Below are 25106 nucleotides of genomic sequence, written 5' to 3' on the forward strand. Positions count from 1 at the left end.
AGGGAGAAAAGCGGAATGGTAAAAGCCTTTATTTTGGATTTTGATGGACTTATTGTGGACACGGAGACTCCCTGGTTCTATGCTTTTCGCGATATTTATAAAGAGCATGGACTTGAACTTGGGCTGGAGCTTTGGTCGAAAAACGTAGGAACATCGTTTGAAGAATTTCATCCTTTTCTATACCTGGAGCAAGCGCTGCAAAAACCGATCGATCACGATCATATCAAGTTGCTCTCTGAACAGAAATACGAAGCATACCTGGGACAGGCAGCAATTCTTCCAGGCGTGCATGAGTTGCTCCGGTCTGCCCGTAAAAAGGGAATTCAACTTGCCGTTGCTTCCAGCTCTACCCGGGATTGGGTTCATGGTTATTTGCGCACACTCGGCATTTTCGAACTATTCGATGTCATTCATACAGCCGAGGACGTCAAGAGGGTTAAACCGGACCCGGAATTGTATCTGCTCGCCCTGGAGAGTCTCGGGATCGGGGCATCCGAAGCGGTTGTGTTCGAAGACTCACCGAATGGACTGAAGGCAGCCAAAGCCGCGGGGATTCGCTGTGTCATTGTGCCTAACGAGGTAACGCATAATCTGGAATTCTCGAAGTATGATCTGCGGTTAACCTCGCTGGCAGAGATCACGATGGAAATCCTTTAACTCTGGTATTGCTTGCGTAACTCGATAGGGGAGATTCCTTCATATTTTTTGAATACGGATCCAAAATAACTGGCGCTGTTGAAACCAACAGCCCGGGCAATCTCGTGGGCCGTTATTCCGGCGTCATGGACGAGCATTTCTTTGGCTTTCAATAACCGATACCGTGTCAGATAATCAAGCGGAGTCATTTGGAATTCCTTTTTGAATATCCGATTCAAATGCTGTTCGGTGACGTCCATTTGCTGAGCCAGCATGGAGAGCGAGATATCCTGATCATAATTTTGCTTGATAAAAGTAACCAGTCCACCCAGCTTTAATCGGGCATCCGAGCGTTCATAAGCACCATAACGATCTCCATCAATGGTTAACCTGACCAGTAGCATGTATAGCAATGCGGATACGTGCCAGATCTGATCCTTGTGCCGGGACTGTAGCGCCAACGTTATTTCATGCAACAGGATATGAAGCATCCCATCCGGCTTGAAGGCGCGCAGCTCCCCGATCTGCAAGGTATGCAGAAACCGGGGCAATAAATAGCCATTAAAGGACAAACAATCGAACAACAATGAATCACTCAGATTGTCGTAACGGTATGTGACCTCCGGGAACATAATAAGAGCTGTTCCTTTCCGAATCGAAAACTCATGATTTTGGGCTGCAATTTTCCCTGTTCCCCCGATACACTGCACAATACTGTAATCCCGTGAATGGCCGTTCCAATTCATTAATTCATCTACGGTCAGCTGGTTTTGACCTGTAATCATAAGCGGCATATCGGTATCCAGTGAATTCCCCGTACTAGGTTTCGGCATCGTTGTGTTATTCCTCATTTCGTTAAAGGTCGTGTGCGTAAATGGCGCGGATACAGAGTTAAAAGAAACCTGATTTGAATTATATTACATAAATAACATTAATTTAAACGAACTATTTACTTCGATGAACGACTTATCGAAAACCTTTTAGGATTATGTATCATCATGTCGATGCCTTGCCATTATCAGACCAAACAGTATACGCTATAATGGATACAGTGATTTAGGAAAGGGATGCAGTCATGAAGAAAGTCATCGTCGTAGGATCAGGAATTCTTGGGGCTTCCACAGCATATCAATTGGCAAAACGGGGTGCGGAAGTTCTTATTATAGACCGGAAAGATCGAGGGCAGGCTACGGATGCTGCTGCCGGGATCATCTGTCCCTGGTTATCTCAGCGCCGTAATCAGGATTGGTATCAGCTTGCCAAGGCTGGTGCACGTTTTTATCCCGGTTTGATTGAAGAACTCAAGAGTGAAGGGGAAACGGAAACGGGTTACGCTCAAGTGGGTGCTCTTAGTATTCATACGGAAGTAGAGAAAATCAACAAGATGCAGGAGCGAGCACACCTTCGTAAAGAAGATGCACCGGAGATTGCCGATATTACCCGTCTGGATGCAAAAGAAACCCATGAGCGTTTTCCTCTCCTGGAGGAGAACTTTCAGTCCGTCTACATCAGTGGTGCTGCGCGTATCGATGGACGTGCACTGCGTGATGCCTTAATCCGATCGGCACAGCGAAATGGAGCGGTCCTGATTAATGGGGACGCGACACTTCAATATGAATCGGACCGAGTAACTGGAGTGGTTGTTGACGGTCAAGTCATATCGGCTGACGAGGTTATTGTGTGTGCCGGCGCTTGGGCTAGTGAACTGTTGAAGCCCTTGGGCATTGATTTTAAGGTTCATTATCAGAAGGCGCAAATTATGCATTTGCAGGTTCATGATCGAGAAGACACTGGGAAATGGCCTGTGGTCATGCCTCCTTCGGATCAATATCTGTTAGCCTTTGATCAACAGAAGATTGTGATCGGGGCGACTCACGAAAATGATATTGAAGGCTATGATATAAGAGTAACCGCAGGCGGAATGCAGGAAATTTTGAATAAAGGATTGGAACTGGCTCCAGGTTTAGCCGATAGCACGTTTCAGGAAGTAAGAGTAGGTTTCCGTCCGTTTACACCAGGTTTTCTTCCGGTAATGGGTGCTGTTCCTGGTTGGAATGGCTTAATCACAGCCAACGGGCTTGGTGCGTCTGGGCTAACGATGGGGCCTTTTATTGGAAGTCAACTTGCCAAATTGGCTCTGGGTATGAAATTGGATATCGATATTCAGCCATATGACCTTGGAAAAGCAATGGATCATCAGAAATGAGGTGAACGATGACGTATTCACAGCGCTTAACTCACGGTAACTCATCAGACATTATTTATCTGGAGCACCAGATTGGCATCACCGAGGAGGAATTAGCAAAAGCCGAGGAAGAGCGGAGGGGTTACGAATCGGATTTAAACAAGTTAAAGACGTCTCCGGCGTATCATTCAAATTCAGCGACGAACGTCTCTAATGAGCAAAAATGGGTAGATGAGTTAAACAAATTGCAAAGTATGATTAAGGATATCCGCACCCGACTTAAGAAGTTGCAAGAAGATTTAGGGGAACTTGAAGATTAATAGGAATGGATTGACATTTGGAAAAACACATGTTGTAATAAGCCTGAGCTATTTGCAGGGGGACTGTTCGCAGTTGAGAAGGTTAAAACCTGACCCTTTGAACCTGTTAGTTAATACTGACGTAGGGAGCAAATGACATGTACTCATGTTATTTTGCCCTTGCCGAAAATAGGACAAGGGCTTTTTGGTCTGCATTTTGGATGACAGAACGCGATAGCTGGATGTGAAGCGGGAACATTATAATTTTAATATAAGGAGAAATGATCATGTCATTTTCAAGAACGTTAAAAGATAAGTCCAGAACCGTATGGGAAGATGGATACAACCATCCTTTTTTACATGAAATGGGGAAAGGCACACTGGATCAAGAAGCGTTTAAGTTTTATCTTCTTCAGGACTATACATATCTGATTGAATATGCGAAGATTTTTGCCATGGGTGCGGTGAAGGCGACAGATGAAAAACTGATGACGAACTTTACGGTGATTCAACACGCTATTCTGTACGAAGAAATGGATTTGCATCGAAATTATATGAATGAATTTGGGATTACGCTGGATGAAAATCATGCTGTCAAACCCTCTCTTTACAACAAGGCGTATACGTCGAATATGATGAGTGTTGCACAAACAGGTGGGGTTGCTGAAATCATCGCCGTCATTTTCCCTTGTGCGTGGACGTATTACGACTATGCCACAAGATTAAAAGAACAATATCGAGATTCATTAGAGGGCAATTTCTATCAGACTTGGATCGAAAATTATGCAAGTGATGAATTCCGCGACTCATTCGAATGGTTCTATGATACACTGGATGCATTATGCGAACATAAAACCGAGCAGGAACTGGAGGCCATTGAAGACATATTCAGAAGAAGTGTTGAATTTGAATATCTATTCTGGGATATGGCTTATAAACGGCAACTCTCGTACTTCTGATGAATGCAATCTACTACAACCAGAGATAAGGATGAACATACAGATGGACAATCGTGGAGAACGCATCTATTTACGATTTTTGAACGTGGAAGACGCTGCTGGGCTACTGGATTTGCAGTTCCGTAACCGGGCTATTTTCGAAGAAATATCGGCAAGCGAACGATCGGATACATTCTATACATTGGAGGGCCAAGTAGCCCTTCTCGAAGGTTGGAACAAGGCGAGGGAAGAGGGGAAACGGTACTCTTTCGGGATCTTTCTGAACCATACGCATGAGCTTATTGGGGAGATCTCTCTGTTCGAGCTTGAACTGGATTCCACCACCAAATGGATTGTTGGTTATGTGCTCGATCAGGTGCAGAATGGCAAGGGATATATGAGTGAAGCCCTTCAGCTAGCACTGGATTTTGCTATGAATGAAGCGGGTATAAAACGAGTGGAGGCAGGTGCGCTGCCTGACAATGCCGGATCGATTCGAGTGCTTCGCAAGGCGGGCTTTCAGGAGACGGACCGGCAGAATATTAAAATCAAGGGGATTTGGAAGGAACATATGATGTTTGCAGTGGATTTGCAATAGGTTACTAGATATCGTAACGTGAACCACCTAAATCATCCAGGGGGAACTTATGAATAAGCGGAAACAAATGTTATTGGACTCAGCGCTTGTACTCTTTGGGAAACATGGAGTGACCAACACCTCCATACAAATGATCCTAGACGAGTCAGGTGTGTCCAAAGGAACATTTTATAAATTCTTTGGCTCGAAGGATGATTGTATTCTTGCCATTCTGGAGCAACGTGTACAGGAAGATATGATGATTCGCAAAGATTTGGAGAGCCAAAGCTATGCTTCCGATTTTGATTTACTGGTGGATCAGATTATGGTGCCGATGATTTTGCCAGAAAAAAAGCTTGTTGTGGAGCTATTCTGGACAGGCTTCTACTCTGGAGAATGCGATCTGAAAAACTTGACTCGCATACAGTTAAATTGGTTATCTGAACGACTGGTACAGGTATTTGGTAAAGAATTAAAACCTTTTGCTTATGAAGGGGCTATTTTTGGTTTTGGCATGATCCATCAAATCTCGAACATGTGGAGAAACTTCCATCTTGACCAACCGGATTGGAACCATCTTGTGCCCAAAATCCTGAACTACATTGAAATCTTGCTTCGCTCCATGCTGGAAAGACAAGAGCATATTATAGATTTTCCAAGTCTTTTGATGATCGCTCCTGATTCCAAAGAAATTGTGTTGGATAAAAATAACCTGATTGCAGGTCTTCAGAAATTCAGTCATTCTATTCTCCAATTGGAAGTACCTATTAAAGCGAAAGAACTGACCAAAGGGCTGCTTGTTTTAGTTGAGCAGAAAGAGCTCAATATCTCCATGTTGGAAGTAACGCTACAGGCGTTTCAAACGGAATTTGAATCGTCTTCTCTTCAGTGTGAGGCAAACAGGATTGTCAAAGACTGCAGATCGTATCTCGAACAATTCAGGCAGATCCTCATGGAGAGAACGAGTTAACGTAGCTGTTCTTAACTTAAGTGGGCAGGCAATTGTTCATTTATATTATGTAATACACCACAAAAAAGCGGCAGATTGGACGTAAAGCTTAGTGTCCTGATCTGCCGCTTTTTATATAAGATACAATAGGCTCTACATGATGTAATTCATGTAAATATTGCTCTTAATTTGTATTCATCGAGACTTTTTGTCTTACAGGCTGCTTGGAGTCTTCCTCCGTCGCTTGTTTGGTACGTTTGATGAAGAAGGAAAGTAGCAATCCGAGAACGGCAATGCCAATAATGACAACATAAGCATCATTAATTCCCTGGATCATGGATTCCATTCCCAATTGCTGCTGGGTTAAACCTTTGGCTGCGCCCGTTGCCACCATATCCTGTACATGTGCCGTTGTGCGACTGGTCATTACACTTACGAGCAATGAAGTACCCACAGCGCCAGCCACTTGTCTCACGGTGTTGGATATCGCTGTACCGTGTGGTCCTAGTCTTGGTGGCAGTTGATTCAAACCTGCTGTTTGGATAGGCATCATAAGCAAGGCCATACCAATTCGGCGACCTGTTGACATCAATACTAGGTAAGTATAGCTAGTAGAATCCGTTAAATCGATGAACCCGATGGTGGTTACAATCGTAATGACCATCCCGATAATCGCCAGCCATTTTGCGCCAAACCGGTCAAACAATCTACCCGTTATCGGCATCAGGAAGCCCATGACAAGCGCCCCTGGAAGCAATAATAATCCGGACTCCAATGCAGTGTAACCCCGTGCATTTTGGAGGTATAAAGGAAGCAACATCATATCAGCATACATGATCATCGTGATCGCGATATTAATGATTGTGGTCAGTGAGAACATATTATACTTGAAAGCCCGCAGATCGAGCAGCGGATTTGCAGACGCGAGTTGTCTCCATGTGAACAGTCCAAGAGCAATGACTCCTGCTGCAATGCATATGATTACTTCTGCGCTTGACCATCCCAGAGTTCCTGCCCGGCTGAAGCCATACAGCAATGCGCCGAATCCAATCGTGGACAGCAACACGCTGAGTGTGTCGAACTTGAGATTGATTCGTTCCGATACATTTTTGAGATATACAAACGCAAAACCAATAACAATAACGGTTAGTGGGATCATCCCGTAAAACATCGTTTGCCATGTGTAGTTCTCAAGAATATATCCAGCAAGGGTTGGCCCAATCGCTGGAGCGAAAATGATGGCAAAGCCGACCATCCCCATCGCGGCGCCCCTTTTCTCAGGAGTGAACAAGGTAAGAATGACATGCATTAACAATGGCATGATAATACCAGCACCGGCTGCTTGAACCATACGTCCTGTCAACAGTGTACCAAAATTACTCGCAAGGGCAGATATAATCGTACCGATGAGGAAAATAAACATCGAAGCTTGAAATAATTGCCGTGTCGAAAAGCGTTGCATGAAATAGGCCGTGATAGGAATGAGTACACCATTCACCAGCATGTAGCCTGTTGTAAACCATTGGGCTGTTGCTGCTGAGATATTAAAATCCCCCATCAGCTCCGGAGTTGCCACGCTCATAACGGTTTGGTTCAATGTGGCAAGAAATGCACCCAAAATCATAACAAACAGTATGGGGCCCTTTTTTACGTCATCTCTTTCTTTTAATCTAGCCTGACTCAATCCATTCCATCCTTTCAATCCACACGTGACTAAATTTACAACGTGTTGTATAGTTTACATTGTATTTATTGAATTATATACATATTCCCGTAGATTACAATTTACGATTTTGGGTATTTTCGTTGCTTATTTTACTAAATAATAAAATATGTCGTCTAATTCAGAAATAAACGACTGATCATTTAAAATTGTAATTTTTAAAATTTGAGGAGTGATATTGCATGAAAAATGAAAAGAAGTCTGCTACAGATCCTCGTATACTTCGTACAAGACAGTTGATTCGTGATGCTTTTGTAGATCTGTTGCAGGAAATGGACATCGAGAAACTATCCGTCAATCGAATTGCAGAACGTGCGACGATCAACCGCGTGACTTTCTATCTGCATTATCGTGACATCACAGACATGATGGAGAAAATGGCGGACGAGATGATCGAGCACATTGAACGAATTGTGGACGAATATGCTCCTCAATTTGAAGATGCTGCCAAAGACGATGGTTGGCCAGTGCTTGTAAAATTGCTTGAACACTTTGCTGATCATTCCAAATTCTATCGTGTCGTTCTCGCTTCCAGACGAACCCCCATTTTTACGGAGAGGCTCATGAAATTACTAACGACACTCGTTTCGGCCAAGATCGAAAGCTTGGAGCTGGGAAGCTCTCTTTCACAAGCGGGTATTCATAAGGAGATCGCAATCTGGTACAGTTCCTCAGCTCTGATTGGTACCATTGTATCCTGGCTTCGTAATGACATGCCCTATGCACCGCATTTCCTTGCCAAACAGTTCTCTTTAATTCGTGCTTATTCTTACAATGACTTGATATAACAAAAAAAACATCCAGCTATAGTTAGACTCAACTATACGCAGATGTCTTTTCAACAGACTATAAATGGGCTAATCTCCTGTCGGAGTTCGTAAAATCATATACAGCCCGATGAGTGCTGCCAGAGCACCAAAAATGATGCCGGACAGTCCATTGTAAAAGGTGGGATCTCCTTTGTATGAAAATGACATGATCGCAGTTTGTGTTAATGAAAGTGAGATCAATGATGAAGAGAAGTTCGTCAGTTTGATGGCTTCAATGACCGGTTCATTATTCCGTCTCGCCATAATGGCGCCCCCAAGAGATACTGCGATTTCGGTAAAAGTAACGGCAGCAATGATGAAGGCGGCATAGTGAGGATAATGCGTTCTGCTGCCTGTAACAAATAATAACTTACTGCAATAAATGATGTACACCGCACTTGAAGCGAGCACAATATTACCTATATATCGGTATGCCGCGTATTGTTTTTTTAGGATTTCCTCCGGGCTGGAATCATCAAGATTCGAGTCCTCATGTGCTTTGGCTGCGTAATACTTAGCAACAGCGATGCCAATATTATAAAAGGCGTTAATACATAAAAAGAAGGAGAGCGTAAAGATTCCTAAAAGTATTTTCCCAACTGCGATAAGGGCATTAAGTGGAATAGATAATTTTGCAAAGTAGATAATTCGATTATTTTTAACTTTAAAAACAGATTCTCCTCTATTCACTGGACGTATCCAATTCACTGTATCCCTCCCGAACGAAACCTCGATGTGCAAAAAATGAGTCTAGTGTTCAAGCATACCATAGTAAACCATATGGTCCACGTATGAGGTTTAGACATGTTCATCCCTACCTATCTGTAATCCTGTATTATTATTGTTTTCATTTCTTGAGCTTGTTTATTTTGCCCAAAAATACATAACCCTTAAGAACTTAATTCTCGTCATTAAATATACGAACGGTATAAAAATATGCCTTTAATTTTCCATAAAATGAATATAGTTCGAAAGTTTCATTCCAAATAATATACGATTAGTATAAAATTGGTTGTGCGCTGAACTGTCAATTCATGTGCAACAAAGGAGGAATCAAAGGGAGCCGAAGAACTGAAGTGGCGCTGGTGATGATTATCAGAGGCATGGAAGAAATCCCTCTTTCCTTTGGATAAAATAGTTCGAGAGGCGGTGTACTGGATGTACAAAGAAGTGATTCGTGTTCACGATATTACCAATTTCCAGTCCAGATCGGAAGAGTTTTTTCCTCTTCACTGGTTTCGGAAAATGTTGTCAGAGAAACCTGTCTACTATCATGAGGATACGGACACATGGAATGTGTTCAGATATGACGATGTCAAGCAGGTACTAAGCAATCATGAATATTTTTCATCCGAAGGCTCAAGAACTACCATTTCAGTCGGAGCTAAAAACAAGGAAGGCACACCGCCGGACAAAATGAATATTTCGAGCATAGATCCTCCAAGTCATCAAAAAAGCCGTTCGTTGCTCTCAGCTGCTTTTACACCCCGCAGTCTGAAAAACTGGGAGCCACGGATTAGGAACATTGCGAAGCAACTGGTGGAGGATATCGAGCTGAACACAACAATCGACATTGTGCAAGCACTGGCAGCACCATTGCCTTCCATGGTTATGTCTGATTTGTTGGGCATACCGCTGACGGACAGCCACCGCTTCAAAAGTTGGGTAGATATTCTGTTTCAACCCGCCAATAGAGAAAATGCAGAGGCAATGGAAAAGAAAAAGCAGGTCGCAGCGCAGGAGTATTACCAATTCCTGTACCCTATTGTCGTTCAGAAACGGACTCAGCCTGGCGATGATATCATTACAGATCTGTTGAAAGTAGATGTAGACGGCGAGAAGTTTTCCGATGATGAGATTGTTCGAACCACAATGCTTTTGCTTGGGGCCGGTATCGAAACAACCAGTCATATGGTATCTAATACATTTTATTCTTTTCTCTATGATGACCCCAACCTGTATGTGCAATTACGAGAGAACCCTGAACTGATCCCACTTGCTGTGGAAGAGATGCTTCGTTATCGCTTCCATAACGCCAAGCGACACCGGACCGTTAAGAAGGATAATGATCTGTTGGGTGTAGAATTGAAAAAAGGGGATGTCGTTATCTCCTGGATGAGTGCGGCGAATATGGATGAAACTATATTTGAAAATCCGTTCGACTTGAACATTCACCGTCCCAATAACAAAAAACACCTTACCTTTGGAAATGGTCCACATTTCTGTCTGGGTGCTCCGCTGGCGAGAATGGAGTTGATTGTTGCTTTGACAGCATTCGTAGAAAGGGTACCTTTCATCGAATCGGTTGAATCATTTGATTTGGAAAACAACCTTACCGTCTCGGCTCCAGGTCAGTCGCTGACGTACTTGCCTATGAAGGTTGTGCATTAGGATATAGATTAAAATCATACAGTCAAAATAACAAAAGCCGTAGATTGGATGTTTAACAACATCTGATCAACGGCTTTTATAACGTTCAAGGCTTTTTTCTGTCAGGAAAGAATGGGAAAATAAAACAAGACTGATCAGAACGATGTAGTCGACTCTTACGGTGAGTGAGTAAGCCTTTGATTTAAAAGAGGGGAAGGGTCATCTCACACATAAGACAAATGAGAAGATCACATTAGAGGAGGTTGCGATGAAGACTCGAAGTGGTCTTCTTTGTGCATCATGTCTCTGTTTCCGTTGGGAACGGAGAACTGCTGAGCTAGAAGCTGCTGTTCCTTGATGAGCAGATCGACTTTATGGTGCAAATGGTCCAATTGTTTGTTGTAATGTTTGTAGGTGTAGAATCCGATTACAGCCTTAATCGCGAAGAAAATAACAGCTGCCGTAATAATCAATATATAGTTAGAAGCAATATGCCTGATCCAGCTATTGAGTTCACTTATCACGTATAACTCTTCCTTTCACAAGAAATGCAGATTACTTCTATTCATTGCCTTCGTTATAGGAAAGATTACGTGGAAAATGTTCTCAGATGGATTCCTCCGAAAGCAAGATGGAGCATAGCAACATTGTGTTTATTCCTGTTATTCAGTAGAATTATTTTAATTAATATTTTCCAAAGGAGAGCAAATACGTGCTGGAACTCAGCTTTAACGACCCGGAAAAACTGGTAACTGTAACCCACGCCTTGTCGACTCGTTCCCGGATTGACATTCTCCAGCTTCTTAATGCCAATAAATTAAACATTATTGAAATTGCCGAAGCACTTAACCTGCCCGTGTCAACGGTAGCCAACCATATTAAAGTGCTGGAGGCAGCCCATTTAATACATACGGAGATGCTCCCAGCCTCTCGTGGGGCCATGAAGGTTTGCAGCCGCAATTATGATGATATTCATATCGCCCTGGATCGAGTGACTTCCTTTCCCACACGGGATACGAATGTTTATGAAGTACAGATGCCGATAGGGCATTACAGCGACTGTGAAGTTGAGCCAACATGCGGCATGGCGAGCACGGAGGAGATGATTCTGAAGGAAGACGACCCGGCAAGCTTCTATCATCCTAAGCATATTGATGCTCAGATCATTTGGCTGGCAAAAGGTTATCTGGAATATTTGCTTCCAATGGATATTCCGCAAGGTGCAACGATTGAATCTTTGGAATTGTCCATGGAAATCTGTTCTGAAGTAGCAACTTATAACAATGATTGGCCCTCGGATATTTCCATTTGGGTGAATGGCACTGAGATCGGGATGTGGACTAGTCCCGGAGATTTGGGCGACCGCCGAGGTAAACTGAATCCGGCATGGTGGTCTGATGGTTCCACACAATACGGCATTCTCAAAAAATGGCGTGTGGACGACAACATGACCATGCTGGACAAGGAGAAAATTTCGGATGTGTCCCTGTCAGATCTTCATCTTGAGGATAAACACAAGTTAAGATTACGCATTGGAATTCATCCGGATGCTAGGCATCAGGGAGGCATGAACCTGTTTGGCAATGAGTTCGGAGATCATGAACAGAACATTATTATGCAGGTAAGGTATACGCTGAATGCGGGTGATCAGGATGCGAGATATGCCAAATAACGGTACCTCATGTATCATGAGTATCGAGCGTTTTAAACCGAACTTGTTTCATCTGGAGCAGGGTGAAGGTTTATTCAAATCCCATTCACATGCTGCACTGCTACTGTTCCAGCGGAATTGCTCAGTCGAAGCTCCTCATGCTGTCAACGATCTAACGGTTCAAGGCATCATTCAGGAAGTCCTGAAAGAGATCCATTCGTCTTACTACACGCCGATTACGGTTAGTGAATTGGCCTCTCGACATTTCCTGTCAGAAAGCAATCTGCGAAAGAAATTCACGGAATCGGTGGGGGGTTCTCCGAAGCAATGCATTATCAATCTTCATCTAATGGAAGCCAAACGGATGTTACAACAAACCAACAAGGCAGTCGAAATGATATCTTCGGGAGTAGGGTTTACTTCGTCCAGCCGATTTTATGATTATTTTGTCAGATTTGTCGGGGTTACCCCACTGGAATGGCGGATGCAAAGCATTCAGTAAAGCTTCAACAGGAAAAACCGTCTCCAGGACGGTTTTTTTCGACCGACGAAATCGCTTGAAGGTTGTCTTTTTTTACAACTTAATAAAAGCGTTTTCACAATTGTCTGCAAACAAATTCTTCCAGATAATAGAAAATAGCACGATATGAAGGGAGAGAAAAGAGATGACAACCAGTACATTTTGTAATCCGGTGGCATTGCAATCCGCAGACCCTTGGGTCTACAGGCACTCCGATGGTTATTATTATTTTATGCGTTTACGGGCAACGCGCATTCAAAAATTTGAATGGAACAGGGATGGAACTCCTGATTTTGGTGTGCCTTTCAGCGATGATCATGCGCTCCAAGTTCCATCGGAAGAGTAAAACAGAAGACTTGAGAATAGGGGCTGGGTATGCGTATAATTACAACTATTTTGTAATTAATGGCGGAGTAGATAAATGATTTGGTGAAAACGGATGCTCTCATTAAACGAAGAAAGTAATAATTATTTTGGCTTGAACTGGATTTTTCCGCATTGGAACAGTATTTTAATGGTGTTATTCGGTGGATAATTAACTTTCCCATGCTGTTTGAAGGAAATATAAGCAATAATACCAGACGAATTTTATTACAAGAAAATAAATTGAAAACGTTGACATCTAATTATTGTGTAATTATACTTTGATTCAAATACAGAACAAATATTGCCCCATTGTTGTGTCCACCATTCCAATACTGATGGTATACCCTTTCCTGCAAAAGTACTTTGTAAAAGGAGTATATACCGGTTCAATCAAAGGCTAATTAGGAGTGATTTACGTATGAATAAAGACAAGATGACATTAACACCACGCCCGGAATACCCTCGCCCTCAGTGGGTACGTAACCATTGGATCAATCTGAACGGAACTTGGCAGTTCGAAATAGATCATGGCAAAAGTGGAAAAGAACGAGGTTATGAACAGTCCGAACATCATCTCTCTGGGACAATCACTGTTCCGTTCTGTCCAGAGAGTAAACTGTCCGGGGTGGCCTATATCGATTTTATGGCTGCGGTATGGTACAAACGGGAATTCTCTATCCCGGATGCCTGGATGAATGGACGCATTTTGCTTCATTTTGGCGCTGTTGATTACGAAGCCGAGATCTGGGTCAATGGAAAAGCCGTTGGTAAACATCGGGGAGGCTATTCGCCATTTCATTTTGATATCACATCCCATGTTTCGTCGGGAACGAATGTAGTCACGGTTTATGCGGAAGACGATGTGCGTTCTGGACTTCAGCCGCGAGGAAAACAGAGCGAACGATTCCACTCACATGGCTGCGATTACACGCGGACTACTGGCATTTGGCAAACGGTGTGGCTGGAGCAAGTGCCAGAGGTGTATCTCTCCGACATGAAAGTCGCGGCTGATCCGGATAATGCATGTGTGCACCTTGAAGTGAAAATATGCGGTAACGCTGCTGGAGGAGAGCTGGCTGCAACTGCCCGCTTTGGCGGCAAGGATGTTGGATCGGCAACGGCGGTTGTTCATGGACCTGCTGTGAAGCTTACCGTCCCATTATCCGAAATCCATTTATGGGAGCCGGGGCATGCCAAATTGTATGATCTGGAGTTAAAGCTGCATGGGCAGGATCAGACCATCGATACGGTAGACTCGTATTTCGGACTGCGGACGGTAAGGCTGGATGGCATGGCATTTCGTATCAATGAGAAGTCCGTTTTTCAGCGGCTTGTGCTGGATCAGGGCTTTTACCCGGATGGCATCTACACGGCACCTAGCGACGAAGATCTGCGCAAGGACATCGAGATCTCCATGGGGCTTGGCTTTAATGGAGCGAGATTGCACGAAAAGATGTTTGAGCCACGTTTCCTATATTGGGCTGACCAGCTTGGTTACCTGGTATGGGGAGAACATGCCAACTGGGGACAGGATATTACAACGACCGAAAGCCTTGCCCGGTTCTTACCGGAATGGATGGAAGGTATGGAACGTGACTTTAATCATCCCTCGCTTATCGGCTGGTGTCCGTTCAACGAAACGTGGGATCGCGATGGAACCCGGCAGGATAACGACGTGCTGCGTATTGTCTATGAGATGACTAAACGTATGGACCCGACACGTCCTGTCATTGATACCAGCGGTAACTTTCATGTGGTGACGGACATCTTCGATTTGCATGACTATGATCAGAACCCGGATACGTTCCGGGCCAGATATGAACCGATGAAAAGCGGTGGGGAAGTATTTAATACCTTTCCAGAGCGGCAGACGTATGAAGGGCAGCCATATTTTATCAGTGAGTATGGCGGTATCTGGTGGAATCCGGATCAGCAAGATGAGAAAGCTTGGGGTTACGGGGACAGACCACAATCCGAAGAAGCTTTCATTGCACGTTATGAGGGACTAACCAATGTCCTGCTGGACCATCCGAAGATGTTCGGGTTTTGTTATACCCAGCTATATGATGTGGAACAGGAAGTGAATGGACTGTACACGTATGACCGCCGTCCCAAATTCGACCCGGAAACGATTCGTCGCATTAATTCCCGCAAGGCTGCCATCGAAGATTGAACGTTGCAGGTCAGGTACGCGCATGATTCATAATCCTATAGGGAGCGTGACTGTAGATGAAAATAATGAATTACAGGAACAAATTGTTGCTGGCCTTATGTGTATTTCTTATTTTCCCGATGGGACAGACGACGCATGCAGCGACCGTTCAGAATAATTTCTATAATGTCGTAATGCAGGATGGAGCTGATCCATGGGTCTACAAACACACTGACGGATTCTATTATTTCACCAAAACAACAGGTGGTAACGTTACCATCTGGAAGTCAGCTCAATTAACAACCATTGATGCGGCTCCAACCACTGTGGTGAATACCGGCTGCTGCGGCATCTGGGCTCCAGAGCTTCATTACATCAACGGTGCATGGTACATCTATTATGCGAAGGATGATGGAGACAACGTCAATCACCGTATGTATGTCATGGAAAATACGTCAGCTGACCCCACACAGGGGACCTGGCAATACAAAGGGCAGATTACGGATCCCACCAACAAGTGGGCTATCGACGGGACGGTATTACAGGTGAACGGACAGCTCTACTTCATCTGGTCGGGCTGGGAAGCAGATACGAATGTAAGGCAAAATCTGTACATTGCCCATATGAGTAATCCCTGGACGATCGATTCAAATCGCGTGGAAATTGCGCGACCAACCTACGCCTGGGAAACCAATCATTCCCCGAATGTAAATGAGGGACCGCAGGTGATCGTTCGAAACGGAGTTATCAGTCTAGTCTACTCGGCAAGTGGTAGTTGGACCAACGACTATTGTCTGGGGCTTATTACCGCTAACGCCTCAAGCAACTTGCTGAATCCGGCATCCTGGAGCAAGCGCAGTCAGCCTATCTTCCAATCGGGGAACGGCTTGTATGGTCCGGGTCATCATTCTTTTACGAAATCGCCTGACGGGACTGAGGACTGGATCATGTACCACACAGCGAAATTCAATAATTCCGGATGGAATCGTGAGATCCGCTTACAGAAGTTCACCTGGAATGCCGACAATACCCCGAATTTGGGTACACCGGTGAATCCCAACGTACCTATTGCTCTACCTTCGGGAGAAAAGTCAATCGTTCGATATGAAGGAGAAGAGGGAACCTTTGGTGGGATCGCTTATGCATCCCAGAGTCCTTCTGGTTCAGGCGGCATGAAAGCTGGTCATATCGATACGGCGGACAGCTATGTAGAATTTAACGTCAATGCAGCAACTGCGGGCACATATATTCTCCTGGCGAGGACAGCGAATGGCACAGCAGGCAGCAACTGGTCCAACCTGCTGCTGAGTGTGAATGGAGGCACAGCCAGTCCTTTCTACATTACGAACAAGGGATGGGAGAACTGGGGACTGTCCACAGCGAGAGTTCAGCTAAAGGCTGGTGTGAACAAAATTCGTTTCTCCAAAGGTGAAGGATATGGAGAACTGGACTTCTTTGATATCAAACCTGCAAATTAGAGTGTTATAATCCCATCCGAACCCTGCCGGTGTCCATTTGGACCTTGGCGGGGTTTTGTGATTTGAAATGGAAAACTTTCCGATTCCATTCATATTCAGTTCATAAAAGTACGATATTCTTCCCCTATAAACGATATGGGAGGAACCACAATTGACAAACATACAGCAAAGAACAACAGGTACTGAACTTGGAGATTGGGCCATTGAGGCAGAGGGGCTTGTGAAAATTTTTGGAGATAAACGTGCAGTGGATGGTGTGAATCTGAACGTGAAGGCAGGTACGATCTATGGCGTACTGGGCCCGAATGGAGCAGGGAAAACAACAACCATTCGGATGCTGGGCACGCTGCTTCGGCCCGATGGAGGATCAGCCAAAATATTTGGACATGATGTGGTGAAGGAGTCACATATCGTACGCCAGCTAATTGGACTTACAGGACAATACGCATCGGTTGACGAGTCACTGAGTGCCAACGAAAATTTGATGATATTTTCACGGCTGCTGGGTCTTGGCCGCGCAGAAGCGAAACGCAAAACAGCCGATTTGCTCGAAGAGTTCGGCTTGACGGAGGCGGCGAAACGTCCAATCAAAGGGTTCTCCGGAGGCATGCGCCGCCGTCTCGATCTCGCAGCAAGCCTTATTGCTCAGCCGCCGCTGATCTTTTTGGACGAACCGACAACTGGACTTGACCCACGGACACGTGCACAGATGTGGAATACGATTCGCCAGTTGGTCAAGACTGGTTCAACCGTGCTTCTTACAACACAATATCTTGATGAAGCGGATCAACTGGCCGACCGTGTTGCCGTAATTGATCAGGGCCATGTTGTGGCCGAAGGTACGGTGGATGATTTGAAAGCCTCCGTTGGCACTGCATCACTTCAACTGCGCATCCAGGAACCGACACGGATTGAACACGCCCGTCAGATTGTGGAGCAGATCCTTCGAACAGAAACCAGCGTATCAGCAGAAGCAGGAAAGATTACTGCACCGATGGCGAATGCGAATATTGCAGCAGATCTGCTGATTGCCTTTCGTTCCGCAGGCATTGATCTGGCAGAGATGAGTGTCCAGAAACCTACACTTGATGAAGTATTCCTCACCATTACGGGTCAAGATGCGAGTGGCAATGCGTCTCATACGTCTCAAGAATCAAAAGCAGTGGAGGAGTTGCAAGTATGAACAGTACAATAGCGAAACAAAATCCAAGCCGTAAGCTCAGAAAATACACAAGCTTTGGGCAAACCGTCCGGAATTCCTTAACGATGGCTTATCGCGGGATATTGAAGGTTAGACGAACACCAGAGCAATTATTCGATGTTACACTACAGCCGATCATTTTCACATTGATGTTTACGTACATTTTTGGTGGTGCGATCTCGGGAAATATTCAAGCTTATTTGTTGGTCATTATTCCGGGTATACTTGTGCAGACGGTAATTACAAGCTCCGTCGTGACTGGTGTGCAATTGCGTGAGGATATGGATAAAGGGGTATTCGACCGATTCAAATCATTGCCTATAGCACGTATTGCGCCACTGGCCGGAGCATTGCTGGCAGACACGATACGCTATACCATTGCAACGTTCCTTACCTTTACGATTGGATATTTATTGGGATATAGCCCTGCAGGTGGATTGGGTCATGTTGCCTTGGCAGGATTGCTAGTTATTATTTGCGCTTGGGCCATCAGTTGGATTTTTGCTTTTCTTGGTGTTATTGCACGTACAGCGTCCAGTGTACAAGGGATTTCCATGCTCGTATTGTTTCCGCTCACCTTTGCTTCAAACGCTTTCGTTCCGGTAGATACGATGCCGAATTGGCTTCAGTGGGTAGTTAATGTCAATCCGATATCCCATTTGGTTTCAGCTGTACGCGAATTGGCGAATCAAGGGACAATGGGCACAGATCTGGTGACCAGCCTTGCCGGAGCAGCGGTTATTGTAGCCATTTTTGCACCATTGACAGTGCGAGCATATATGCGCAGAACGTAATTGGAAATCATCAAATATTGTTAAACAAGTGTAGCGTGTCAGGAAAGAGATGTTATGCCTTCATGGTATAAGGTCTTTTTCTTGACAGAATGTGGAGTATAAGGCAAGGTTGAAAGAATGGAGGTGGTCACTTTGACAAGCGTATTGGTCGTTGATGACGACCCGCATATCCGAGAGCTGGTAGGACATTTTTTACAGCAGGAGGGTTTGCACGTAATCGAGGCTGTTGACGGTTTGGATGCACTGCGATTACTCGCTGACCATAAGGTAGATCTGGTCGTTCTCGATATTATGATGCCAGGCATGGACGGATGGGAACTATGCCGCCAGTTGCGGCAGCAGACGGATCTGCCGCTCCTGATGTTAACGGCCAAAGGGGAAACCTCGCAGATCATCAAAGGATTTACCCTGGGGACGGATGATTATCTGGTGAAGCCTTTTGATCCGCTGGTGCTGGTTGCTCGGGTGAAGGCTTTATTGAAACGATATCGGATTATGACTTCACAAGTGATCCTGCTTGGTGAACTGGTCCTGCGGGGTGATACGTTTGAGTGCAAGAAAGGTGATCAGGATATTGTGTTGCCACGCAAGGAATTTGAACTGCTATTCACCCTTGCGAGTTACCCTGGCAAAACCTTTACCCGTGATCAGTTAATCGAAAAGATCTGGGGGTATGATTACGAAGGGGACGAGAGAACGATTGATGTGCATATCAAGCGACTTCGTGAACGGTTTCCGGAGGAAGAGCATGCTTTCGTCATTCGTACTATGCGGGGTTTGGGCTATCGCCTAGAGGTAAGGCAATGAAGCAGGAGGGTGGATTTCTTCATGTTTCCAGAAACGTCATTCTGGTATCTCTGGCCCTGTTTGCCTGCTGGACAGCAGCTTTCTACCTTACGAGATATGTGTATTCCTTTGTCCCATGGGAACCGCATGAATTGCTTGCTTTTCTGATTAATGCCATGCTGGGGTTCATTTTTTTTGGATTATGCATTACAATGATCGGTCCGCTGGTTAAAGGCAGGCAATATGAATTTTTTAATGAGATGATTCAGGCTTTGAAAAGCATTTCCCGGGGGGATTTTCGTGTGAATCTGGATGCGGAATTTGCCAATAGAAACGGGAGACAGAGAAATCCCCATCCGTTTGTGCAGTTGGTTGAAAGCATCAATGACATGGCGGCAAATCTCAAAGCGATGGAAGATTTGCGTCAGGAATTCATCTCCAATGTATCACATGAGATCGGATCGCCGCTCACGTCAATCAGCGGTTTCGCCAGGGCGCTGAAAAATAAAGATATGGACCAGGAAAAACGGGAAAAGTATCTGACGATCATTGAGACGGAATGTGTTCGTTTGTCCAGACTGAGTGATAATTTAATGAAGCTCGCCGTTCTGGATTCATCCGAGCATGCATCACATAAAACATCTTACCGCTTGGATCGGCAGCTGGTAACTCTGGTTCTAGCCTGTGAACCCCAATGGGATGACAAAAAAATTGATATGAACGTAGAGCTGGAAGAAGTTGAAATCTTTGCTGATGAGGACTTGATGATTCAGTTGTGGATCAACCTTATTCATAATGCAATCAAGTTCACGCCAGAAGGCGGAAAAATTGATGTTTTCCTTACACAAAGTGATGGCAAGGTCAGTGTACGTATTTCTGACAGTGGACCCGGCATCACCAAGCAGGATCAGCTTCGCATATTCGAACGTTTTTACAAAGCGGATCAATCCCGCACACGTGCCTTGGGTGGCAGTGGACTGGGCCTCTCTATCGTGCATAAAATTGTGGAGATGCATGAGGGTACTGTCTCCGTGTTCAGTGAACCAGGAGCAGGTGCGACATTTATTGTACAGCTACCTGTCCATTTATAATAATAAAAAGGGTAATCGATGGATGTTGTCCGTCAATTACCCTTTTTATTTCAATTAATTCGGCTGTTATTGTACAAAATAAGGTATATAAGCGATAATCTGCAGGGTAGCCAATACATAAAGGCCCGTAAGGAGTGAGCAATCTGCTGATATCTCCCACTCAACAACAGCGTCTGATTGACGTGATGAAATCATTCCCGATACAACCCAAGTACTCCAAAGCACAGCTGCTGATTAATGAGCTGAAATTAAGCTCTTCAGGAGAGATGGAGATGTTCTATTCCCCACATAATGAATATATCAATGCAGCCGCAAAAGTCATGCTTGTGGGCATCACACCAGGTTGGCAGCAAATGGAGATTGCTTATAGAACGGCTATCCAAGCTTTGAAAGCACACAAATCATATGAGCAAGCCTGTAAAGAAGCCAAAATAGCGGCAAGAATGGCCGGCTCTATGCGTACCAATTTGATTCTAATGCTCCAGGAAATAGGCTTGCATGAATATATAAGAGTGTCCCATGTACAAAGGTTATTTGAAGCAGACTGTACATTGTTACATACAACTTCTCTGATTCGATATCCAGTCTTGGTGAATAAGCAAAATTACAATGGACATCAGCCTTCCATTCCTCAAAGTGAATTTTTGTATCAAGCTGTACTTGAGTCATTTCTGCCTGAATTGGAACAGTTAAAGCATCCTCTTATTATTCCATTAGGAAAGTCGGTGGAGGCTGTACTACATCAATTGCTTGATGAACATCGGGTAGATGAAGAGAAGATTTTATGGGGATTTCCTCATCCATCTGGTGCCAATGGCTCTCGTGTGAAACAGTTTCTTCATACGAAGTCGGGGATGCAGAACATTCTGAGGGAATGGCGAGATTAAACTTCTTACTTGCTTTTTACAAATTCAATAATAGTATAATGATTACGACTACATGACATGGAAACAGGAAAAGAGGAAACAAATGCCTACAATACTGGTTGCTGACGATGATCCGAATATTCGTGAACTCGTCTGTTTATTTTTGAGAAATGACGGATTTGAAACGGCTGAAGCTGCGGATGGCAAGGAGGCACTGACCGTTTACGGCTCAACACATGTCGATCTTGTTGTGCTTGATATCATGATGCCTGTCATGGATGGCTGGACGTTATGTAAGGAGCTGCGAAGAGCCAATCCTGATCTTCCGCTGCTCATGCTGACGGCGAGAGGTGAGACCTGGGAAAAGGTGAAAGGATTCGAACTGGGGACCGATGATTATCTAACGAAACCGTTTGATCCGTTGGAGCTCACGGCTCGCGTCCGAGCATTACTCAAACGATACAAAATCGGCTCCACACAGACGATCCATTTCGGCAACGTCATCCTGGATCGACAAACCTACAAGGTGACGAGCGGAACAGAGTCGCTTACATTGCCGCTGAAGGAGTTCGAATTGCTCTATAAACTCGCTGGAACACCCGGACAAGTCTATACACGTGAGCAATTGATCGATCAAATCTGGGGTATTGATTACGCCGGTGATGATCGAACGATAGACGTACATATTAAACGCCTGCGTGAACGGTTCGCATCAACACCCGATTTTCGGATCGAAACGGTGCGAGGCCTGGGGTACCGGCTTGAGGTTTACGAATGATTAGATCGTTATATATTCGTGTGGTCCTGACATTTCTGGTCTCCGTCATCGCCGGCACGGTCATTTCTTTTTTCATGTCCACGATGATATTCGAAGATCAATTGAATGAAAATGCTCAAATTAACATACGTAACTTCGGCCAAGATGTCGTGCAGATTTACAAGACCCTTCCATTAAGTGAAGCAGAATCGTTTGTTAGTGAAATGAAGCTACTGAATTCATATCATATTCGAATTTACGATGCAACGGGTCAGTTCCAGTCGTATGGAAAGCTTAACGGACATAAATCGGCCGCGGTGACGAAAGAGCAACTAAAGAAAGTGTTAGATGGAGGCGTAGTCCAGGACAATCCGAACGGTATTGCTACAGTTCTTTTAGGGTTGCCGGTGAAAACGGAAGTGGGAACAAAAGCAATGTTTTTGGAGACGCTCGCTCCACCTTCTTCCTCGTTTGTCGTCAAATGGGCTTCGATCTTTGCAACCTGTTCATTGGTTGCAGGAAGTATTATCATTCTGATTGCTTCCATATTCTTGGTTAGACCGATTAAAAAACTGACAAAAGCAACGAAGCGGATCGCTGCTGGAGATTTCAACGTCAAGCTGAATATCAAGCAAACCGGAGAACTGGGCACACTGGCGCGCAGCTTCGAAGAAATGATGCATGATTTGCAGCAGTTGGAACAGATGCGCAGGGAATTTGTAACGAATGTGTCGCACGAGGTTCAATCTCCGCTGACTTCGATATCCGGTTATGCTCAAGCACTGAAACAAGTAAACCTCTCAGAGCAAGAACGAAGCCGATATCTTGAGATTATTATCGCCGAGGCGAAGCGGATGTCCAAAATGAGTGATAATCTGCTCAAGTTGAGTATGCTTGAATCACAGTCACAGCAACCGCGACTTAGCACACTCAGCCTGGATGAACAGATCAGGCGGGTTATTGTAACTCTCCAGCCACAATGGTCTGCTCGCAACATTCACTTTGAGCTTGATCTCCAAGGCGTTAAAGTCTTGGCTGATCACGATCAGTTGAACCAGGTATGGACGAATATTCTCAGCAACGGTATCAAATTTTCCAAGGATGGCGGCGTAATTCACGTTAGCACCAAGCAGGATATCAAGAACGTGACTATTCGAATCTCCGACACAGGTATCGGTATCCCTCTTGAAGACCAGAAGCGTATATTCGAACGATTTTTCAAGTCGGATCGTTCTCACAGTCGCAAGTATGACGGCAGTGGTATGGGGCTTGCTATTGTTAAACAGATTGTATCGCTTCATCAAGGGGATATTAGAGTAGAAAGTGAACCTGGTCAGGGAACAACCTTTATTGTCACGTTGCCAATCACTCCACCACTAGAATAGTTGGGCTTACAGGGATAAGGGGTGGATGTGTAGAATATTCACCCGATTGTCTAAACCATATGTTCAGGCCACGTTTCACATGCAAGCTTCTTTGCATGTGAAACGTGGCCTTTTTTTGTTAGTTCATACTTCGTTCATATTGTCGTCATGATGAGGACATCTTGGTTGGTTAGGCTTGATTTAACGGCTTGTTACGGCCATTAAACAGATGAGAACAGGAGCAGATGAGTGTGACACATGAAACAGAGAAGAAACAGTGGGGCGTTCCCTGTGAATCTCCCTGTTCTTTTCTTTATTCAAAAGAATCATCCGGCAACAGACAGGTGGATCCCTGAGCACGAGAAGTTAATAAAGGATTCTGTACATGGTGAAGTGGTACTGCTGGAGGCAAATCATTATTTGTATCGTTCCCATGCCAAAGAAATTGCTGAAAAATTCAGAGGATTTATGACGTCCCAGTAAATATTAATTTATTTAGTTGTTCATATTCAGTTCATATTGACGTCACGGGGAGTACATTTTCATTGGTTAAGATTACATCAGTAGCACAGAAGAAAGCCGAACAAACAGTTCAAGACAGGAGAAGATGAGAGTGACACAACCAGAGGAAAAGAAAGCGAAGAATGGCTCGAGGGCCAAAAAGGTAAGAAACAATATACTTAAAGTACTAGGAGCAATCGTAATCGTCATTGTTCTGTTTCTAGGTATTGTTTATATCACGAATGTGATCAGTACCAATTCAGAGGCGAAAAAGATAGAGACTTACGGCCAGCACGTATCTGTAGACGGGAAAAATATGAATGTGTTAATTCAAGGCGAAGGCAAGGAAACGATCGTGCTTCTGCCAGGTTATGGAACAGCTTCGCCAGCGCTTGATTTTAAGCTGCTCATCGATGAGCTATCTCCATATTACAAAGTTGTGGCGGTTGAACCTTTCGGTTATGGATTAAGTGATGGAACTGAAAAAGAACGAACCGCAGAAAATATCGTAACAGAAGTTCATGAAGCTTTACAACAGCTTAACATTAACCAGTATATCCTCATGGGCCACTCCATTGCAGGCATTTACGGCATTGAGTATGTGAACAAATATCCAAACGAGGTGACTGCATTTGTCGGAATCGACAGCAGTGTTTCAACACAACCGGGTATGGATGCCAAATTACCTACAAAAATGTTCGGATTCCTTAAAAAATCAGGTCTCCAAAGATTAGTAGTCAAATTTGGTGGTGACCCTTATGCTGGACTCGCATTTGATGAGCACACCGTAGAGCAGATGAAAATGCTGTCGAATAAAAACTCGAATAGTTCCACGATGTTAAATGAGATGGACCATATTGCTTCCAATTTTAAAGATGCTCAAGGTTTAACCTTCCCCAAAGACCTTCCACTTCTTCTCTTTATTCAAGCGAATAATGAAGGTGTAAAAGGTTGGATACCTTTGCATGAAGGTCAGATCAAAGATTCGGTACACGGAAAAGTAATCACAATGGATGGCGAACATTATTTACACCATACGTTATTTAAAGAAATAGCTGAGGACTTTAGAGCATTCATGAACGAAGCAAAGTAA

General features: G+C 44.4%; 26 protein-coding genes, 1 pseudogene and 1 riboswitch. Of the genes and pseudogenes, 23 read left to right on the plus strand and 4 right to left on the minus strand.

Going from position 1 to position 25106, the window contains the following annotated elements; translation table 11 throughout:
* Positions 1 to 15 precede the first annotated feature (15 nt).
* Positions 16 to 657, plus strand: a complete 642-nt coding sequence (locus tag BLV50_RS04290) for an HAD family hydrolase (protein WP_177031114.1) — start codon at positions 16 to 18, stop codon at positions 655 to 657.
* Here BLV50_RS04290 and BLV50_RS04295 read toward each other — a convergent pair.
* A complete protein-coding gene (locus BLV50_RS04295; RefSeq protein ID WP_063565192.1) occupies positions 654 to 1469 on the minus strand; it encodes an AraC family transcriptional regulator in 816 nt (271 codons plus the stop codon). The genes BLV50_RS04290 and BLV50_RS04295 overlap by 4 nt on opposite strands.
* A gap of 242 nt (positions 1470 to 1711) precedes the next feature.
* Here BLV50_RS04295 and BLV50_RS04300 point away from each other — a divergent pair, with 242 nt between their 5' ends.
* The 5 genes from BLV50_RS04300 to BLV50_RS04320 all read left to right on the plus strand — a co-directional run bounded on the left by BLV50_RS04300 (position 1712) and on the right by BLV50_RS04320 (position 5605).
* The gene (locus tag BLV50_RS04300; RefSeq protein ID WP_079694334.1) at positions 1712 to 2842 is read left to right on the plus strand and encodes an NAD(P)/FAD-dependent oxidoreductase; all 1131 of its coding nucleotides are present in this window, start codon (positions 1712 to 1714) and stop codon (positions 2840 to 2842) included.
* A gap of 8 nt (positions 2843 to 2850) precedes the next feature.
* On the plus strand, positions 2851 to 3141 hold the full coding sequence (locus tag BLV50_RS04305; protein ID WP_079694333.1) for a hypothetical protein: 291 nt from the start codon (positions 2851 to 2853) through the stop codon (positions 3139 to 3141).
* Between the two features lie 46 nt (positions 3142 to 3187).
* Positions 3188 to 3286, plus strand: a riboswitch (TPP riboswitch).
* A 121-nt stretch (positions 3287 to 3407) separates the two neighbouring features.
* On the plus strand, positions 3408 to 4079 hold the full coding sequence (gene tenA / locus BLV50_RS04310; protein ID WP_063565189.1) for a thiaminase II: 672 nt from the start codon (positions 3408 to 3410) through the stop codon (positions 4077 to 4079).
* Between the two features lie 43 nt (positions 4080 to 4122).
* On the plus strand, positions 4123 to 4656 hold the full coding sequence (locus tag BLV50_RS04315; RefSeq protein WP_063565188.1) for a GNAT family N-acetyltransferase: 534 nt from the start codon (positions 4123 to 4125) through the stop codon (positions 4654 to 4656).
* A gap of 49 nt (positions 4657 to 4705) precedes the next feature.
* Positions 4706 to 5605, plus strand: coding sequence for a TetR/AcrR family transcriptional regulator (locus tag BLV50_RS04320; RefSeq protein WP_090806094.1), 900 nt, complete (start codon positions 4706 to 4708; stop codon positions 5603 to 5605).
* Positions 5606 to 5768: 163 nt separating this feature from the next.
* On the opposite strand, the gene BLV50_RS04325 is transcribed toward BLV50_RS04320, so the two are convergent.
* Positions 5769 to 7208 (minus strand): DHA2 family efflux MFS transporter permease subunit, encoded by a 1440-nt coding sequence (locus BLV50_RS04325; RefSeq protein WP_063565244.1) that lies wholly within the window; start codon positions 7206 to 7208, stop codon positions 5769 to 5771.
* Between the two features lie 281 nt (positions 7209 to 7489).
* On the opposite strand from BLV50_RS04325, the gene BLV50_RS04330 reads away from it, so the two are divergent.
* Complete coding sequence (locus tag BLV50_RS04330; protein ID WP_064638644.1) at positions 7490 to 8095, plus strand: TetR/AcrR family transcriptional regulator; 606 nt, start codon at positions 7490 to 7492, stop codon at positions 8093 to 8095.
* A gap of 69 nt (positions 8096 to 8164) precedes the next feature.
* Here the strand turns inward: BLV50_RS04330 and BLV50_RS04335 are convergent, their stop codons facing one another.
* Positions 8165 to 8824: a hypothetical protein gene (locus BLV50_RS04335; protein ID WP_090806096.1), complete on the minus strand. Its 660-nt coding sequence runs from the start codon at positions 8822 to 8824 to the stop codon at positions 8165 to 8167.
* A gap of 450 nt (positions 8825 to 9274) precedes the next feature.
* Here BLV50_RS04335 and BLV50_RS04340 point away from each other — a divergent pair, with 450 nt between their 5' ends.
* Complete coding sequence (locus tag BLV50_RS04340) at positions 9275 to 10507, plus strand: cytochrome P450 (protein WP_090806098.1); 1233 nt, start codon at positions 9275 to 9277, stop codon at positions 10505 to 10507.
* Between the two features lie 227 nt (positions 10508 to 10734).
* Here the strand turns inward: BLV50_RS04340 and BLV50_RS04345 are convergent, their stop codons facing one another.
* Positions 10735 to 11010 carry a hypothetical protein gene (locus BLV50_RS04345; protein ID WP_063565183.1) on the minus strand — a complete coding sequence of 92 codons (276 nt, stop codon included), beginning with the start codon at positions 11008 to 11010 and terminating at the stop codon, positions 10735 to 10737.
* Between the two features lie 188 nt (positions 11011 to 11198).
* On the opposite strand from BLV50_RS04345, the gene BLV50_RS04350 reads away from it, so the two are divergent.
* The 15 genes and pseudogenes from BLV50_RS04350 (at position 11199) to BLV50_RS04415 (ending at position 25106) form a co-directional block, all read left to right on the plus strand.
* A complete protein-coding gene (locus BLV50_RS04350) occupies positions 11199 to 12158 on the plus strand; it encodes an ArsR/SmtB family transcription factor (protein ID WP_090806100.1) in 960 nt (319 codons plus the stop codon).
* 16 nt (positions 12159 to 12174) lie between these two features.
* Positions 12175 to 12639, plus strand: coding sequence for a helix-turn-helix transcriptional regulator (locus BLV50_RS04355; protein WP_256337843.1), 465 nt, complete (start codon positions 12175 to 12177; stop codon positions 12637 to 12639).
* 163 nt (positions 12640 to 12802) lie between these two features.
* Positions 12803 to 13003 carry a hypothetical protein gene (locus BLV50_RS32660; RefSeq protein ID WP_090806104.1) on the plus strand — a complete coding sequence of 67 codons (201 nt, stop codon included), beginning with the start codon at positions 12803 to 12805 and terminating at the stop codon, positions 13001 to 13003.
* Positions 13004 to 13319: 316 nt separating this feature from the next.
* Positions 13320 to 13424 (plus strand): annotated as a pseudogene (locus tag BLV50_RS33295) (carbohydrate ABC transporter permease); the annotation flags it as partial.
* A gap of 17 nt (positions 13425 to 13441) precedes the next feature.
* Positions 13442 to 15196 (plus strand): glycoside hydrolase family 2 protein, encoded by a 1755-nt coding sequence (locus tag BLV50_RS04365; protein WP_305367654.1) that lies wholly within the window; start codon positions 13442 to 13444, stop codon positions 15194 to 15196.
* Positions 15197 to 15252: 56 nt separating this feature from the next.
* On the plus strand, positions 15253 to 16653 hold the full coding sequence (locus tag BLV50_RS04370) for a family 43 glycosylhydrolase (protein ID WP_090806106.1): 1401 nt from the start codon (positions 15253 to 15255) through the stop codon (positions 16651 to 16653).
* Between the two features lie 160 nt (positions 16654 to 16813).
* Positions 16814 to 17836, plus strand: a complete 1023-nt coding sequence (locus BLV50_RS04375; protein WP_090807470.1) for an ATP-binding cassette domain-containing protein — start codon at positions 16814 to 16816, stop codon at positions 17834 to 17836.
* Positions 17833 to 18648: an ABC transporter permease gene (locus tag BLV50_RS04380; RefSeq protein WP_063565177.1), complete on the plus strand. Its 816-nt coding sequence runs from the start codon at positions 17833 to 17835 to the stop codon at positions 18646 to 18648. The genes BLV50_RS04375 and BLV50_RS04380 overlap by 4 nt, the downstream gene beginning before the upstream one ends.
* Before the next feature lie 132 nt (positions 18649 to 18780).
* On the plus strand, positions 18781 to 19455 hold the full coding sequence (locus tag BLV50_RS04385; RefSeq protein ID WP_090806109.1) for a response regulator transcription factor: 675 nt from the start codon (positions 18781 to 18783) through the stop codon (positions 19453 to 19455).
* The gene (locus BLV50_RS04390; RefSeq protein ID WP_090806111.1) at positions 19452 to 20525 is read left to right on the plus strand and encodes a sensor histidine kinase; all 1074 of its coding nucleotides are present in this window, start codon (positions 19452 to 19454) and stop codon (positions 20523 to 20525) included. Before BLV50_RS04385 ends, BLV50_RS04390 begins: the two co-directional genes overlap by 4 nt.
* A gap of 134 nt (positions 20526 to 20659) precedes the next feature.
* The gene (locus BLV50_RS04395) at positions 20660 to 21412 is read left to right on the plus strand and encodes a hypothetical protein (RefSeq protein WP_256337845.1); all 753 of its coding nucleotides are present in this window, start codon (positions 20660 to 20662) and stop codon (positions 21410 to 21412) included.
* 82 nt (positions 21413 to 21494) lie between these two features.
* Positions 21495 to 22169, plus strand: coding sequence for a response regulator transcription factor (locus tag BLV50_RS04400; protein WP_063565174.1), 675 nt, complete (start codon positions 21495 to 21497; stop codon positions 22167 to 22169).
* Positions 22166 to 23533, plus strand: coding sequence for a sensor histidine kinase (locus BLV50_RS04405; RefSeq protein ID WP_079694321.1), 1368 nt, complete (start codon positions 22166 to 22168; stop codon positions 23531 to 23533). Before BLV50_RS04400 ends, BLV50_RS04405 begins: the two co-directional genes overlap by 4 nt.
* A gap of 237 nt (positions 23534 to 23770) precedes the next feature.
* Positions 23771 to 23995, plus strand: a complete 225-nt coding sequence (locus tag BLV50_RS04410; protein WP_371129218.1) for a hypothetical protein — start codon at positions 23771 to 23773, stop codon at positions 23993 to 23995.
* A 130-nt stretch (positions 23996 to 24125) separates the two neighbouring features.
* Positions 24126 to 25106, plus strand: a complete 981-nt coding sequence (locus BLV50_RS04415; protein WP_090806112.1) for an alpha/beta fold hydrolase — start codon at positions 24126 to 24128, stop codon at positions 25104 to 25106.

It is taken from the genome of Paenibacillus sp. 276b, assembly GCF_900107875.1.
GTDB classification, from domain to species: Bacteria; Bacillota; Bacilli; order Paenibacillales; family Paenibacillaceae; genus Paenibacillus; species Paenibacillus marchantiae.

Bases quoted from the DNA above. Each gene is read 5' to 3' on its own strand.
- BLV50_RS04290 (WP_177031114.1), top strand. From the start codon at position 16: ATGGTAAAAGCCTTTATTTTGGATTTTGATGGACTTATTGTGGACACG.
- BLV50_RS04295 (WP_063565192.1), bottom strand. From the start codon at position 1,469: ATGCCGAAACCTAGTACGGGGAATTCACTGGATACCGATATGCCGCTT.
- BLV50_RS04300 (WP_079694334.1), top strand. From the start codon at position 1,712: ATGAAGAAAGTCATCGTCGTAGGATCAGGAATTCTTGGGGCTTCCACA.
- BLV50_RS04305 (WP_079694333.1), top strand. From the start codon at position 2,851: ATGACGTATTCACAGCGCTTAACTCACGGTAACTCATCAGACATTATT.
- tenA (WP_063565189.1), top strand. From the start codon at position 3,408: ATGTCATTTTCAAGAACGTTAAAAGATAAGTCCAGAACCGTATGGGAA.
- BLV50_RS04315 (WP_063565188.1), top strand. From the start codon at position 4,123: ATGGACAATCGTGGAGAACGCATCTATTTACGATTTTTGAACGTGGAA.
- BLV50_RS04320 (WP_090806094.1), top strand. From the start codon at position 4,706: ATGAATAAGCGGAAACAAATGTTATTGGACTCAGCGCTTGTACTCTTT.
- BLV50_RS04325 (WP_063565244.1), bottom strand. From the start codon at position 7,208: ATGATTTTGGGTGCATTTCTTGCCACATTGAACCAAACCGTTATGAGC.
- BLV50_RS04330 (WP_064638644.1), top strand. From the start codon at position 7,490: ATGAAAAATGAAAAGAAGTCTGCTACAGATCCTCGTATACTTCGTACA.
- BLV50_RS04340 (WP_090806098.1), top strand. From the start codon at position 9,275: ATGTACAAAGAAGTGATTCGTGTTCACGATATTACCAATTTCCAGTCC.
- BLV50_RS04355 (WP_256337843.1), top strand. From the start codon at position 12,175: ATGAGTATCGAGCGTTTTAAACCGAACTTGTTTCATCTGGAGCAGGGT.
- BLV50_RS32660 (WP_090806104.1), top strand. From the start codon at position 12,803: ATGACAACCAGTACATTTTGTAATCCGGTGGCATTGCAATCCGCAGAC.
- BLV50_RS04365 (WP_305367654.1), top strand. From the start codon at position 13,442: ATGAATAAAGACAAGATGACATTAACACCACGCCCGGAATACCCTCGC.
- BLV50_RS04370 (WP_090806106.1), top strand. From the start codon at position 15,253: ATGAAAATAATGAATTACAGGAACAAATTGTTGCTGGCCTTATGTGTA.
- BLV50_RS04380 (WP_063565177.1), top strand. From the start codon at position 17,833: ATGAACAGTACAATAGCGAAACAAAATCCAAGCCGTAAGCTCAGAAAA.
- BLV50_RS04390 (WP_090806111.1), top strand. From the start codon at position 19,452: ATGAAGCAGGAGGGTGGATTTCTTCATGTTTCCAGAAACGTCATTCTG.
- BLV50_RS04400 (WP_063565174.1), top strand. From the start codon at position 21,495: ATGCCTACAATACTGGTTGCTGACGATGATCCGAATATTCGTGAACTC.
- BLV50_RS04405 (WP_079694321.1), top strand. From the start codon at position 22,166: ATGATTAGATCGTTATATATTCGTGTGGTCCTGACATTTCTGGTCTCC.
- BLV50_RS04410 (WP_371129218.1), top strand. From the start codon at position 23,771: ATGAAACAGAGAAGAAACAGTGGGGCGTTCCCTGTGAATCTCCCTGTT.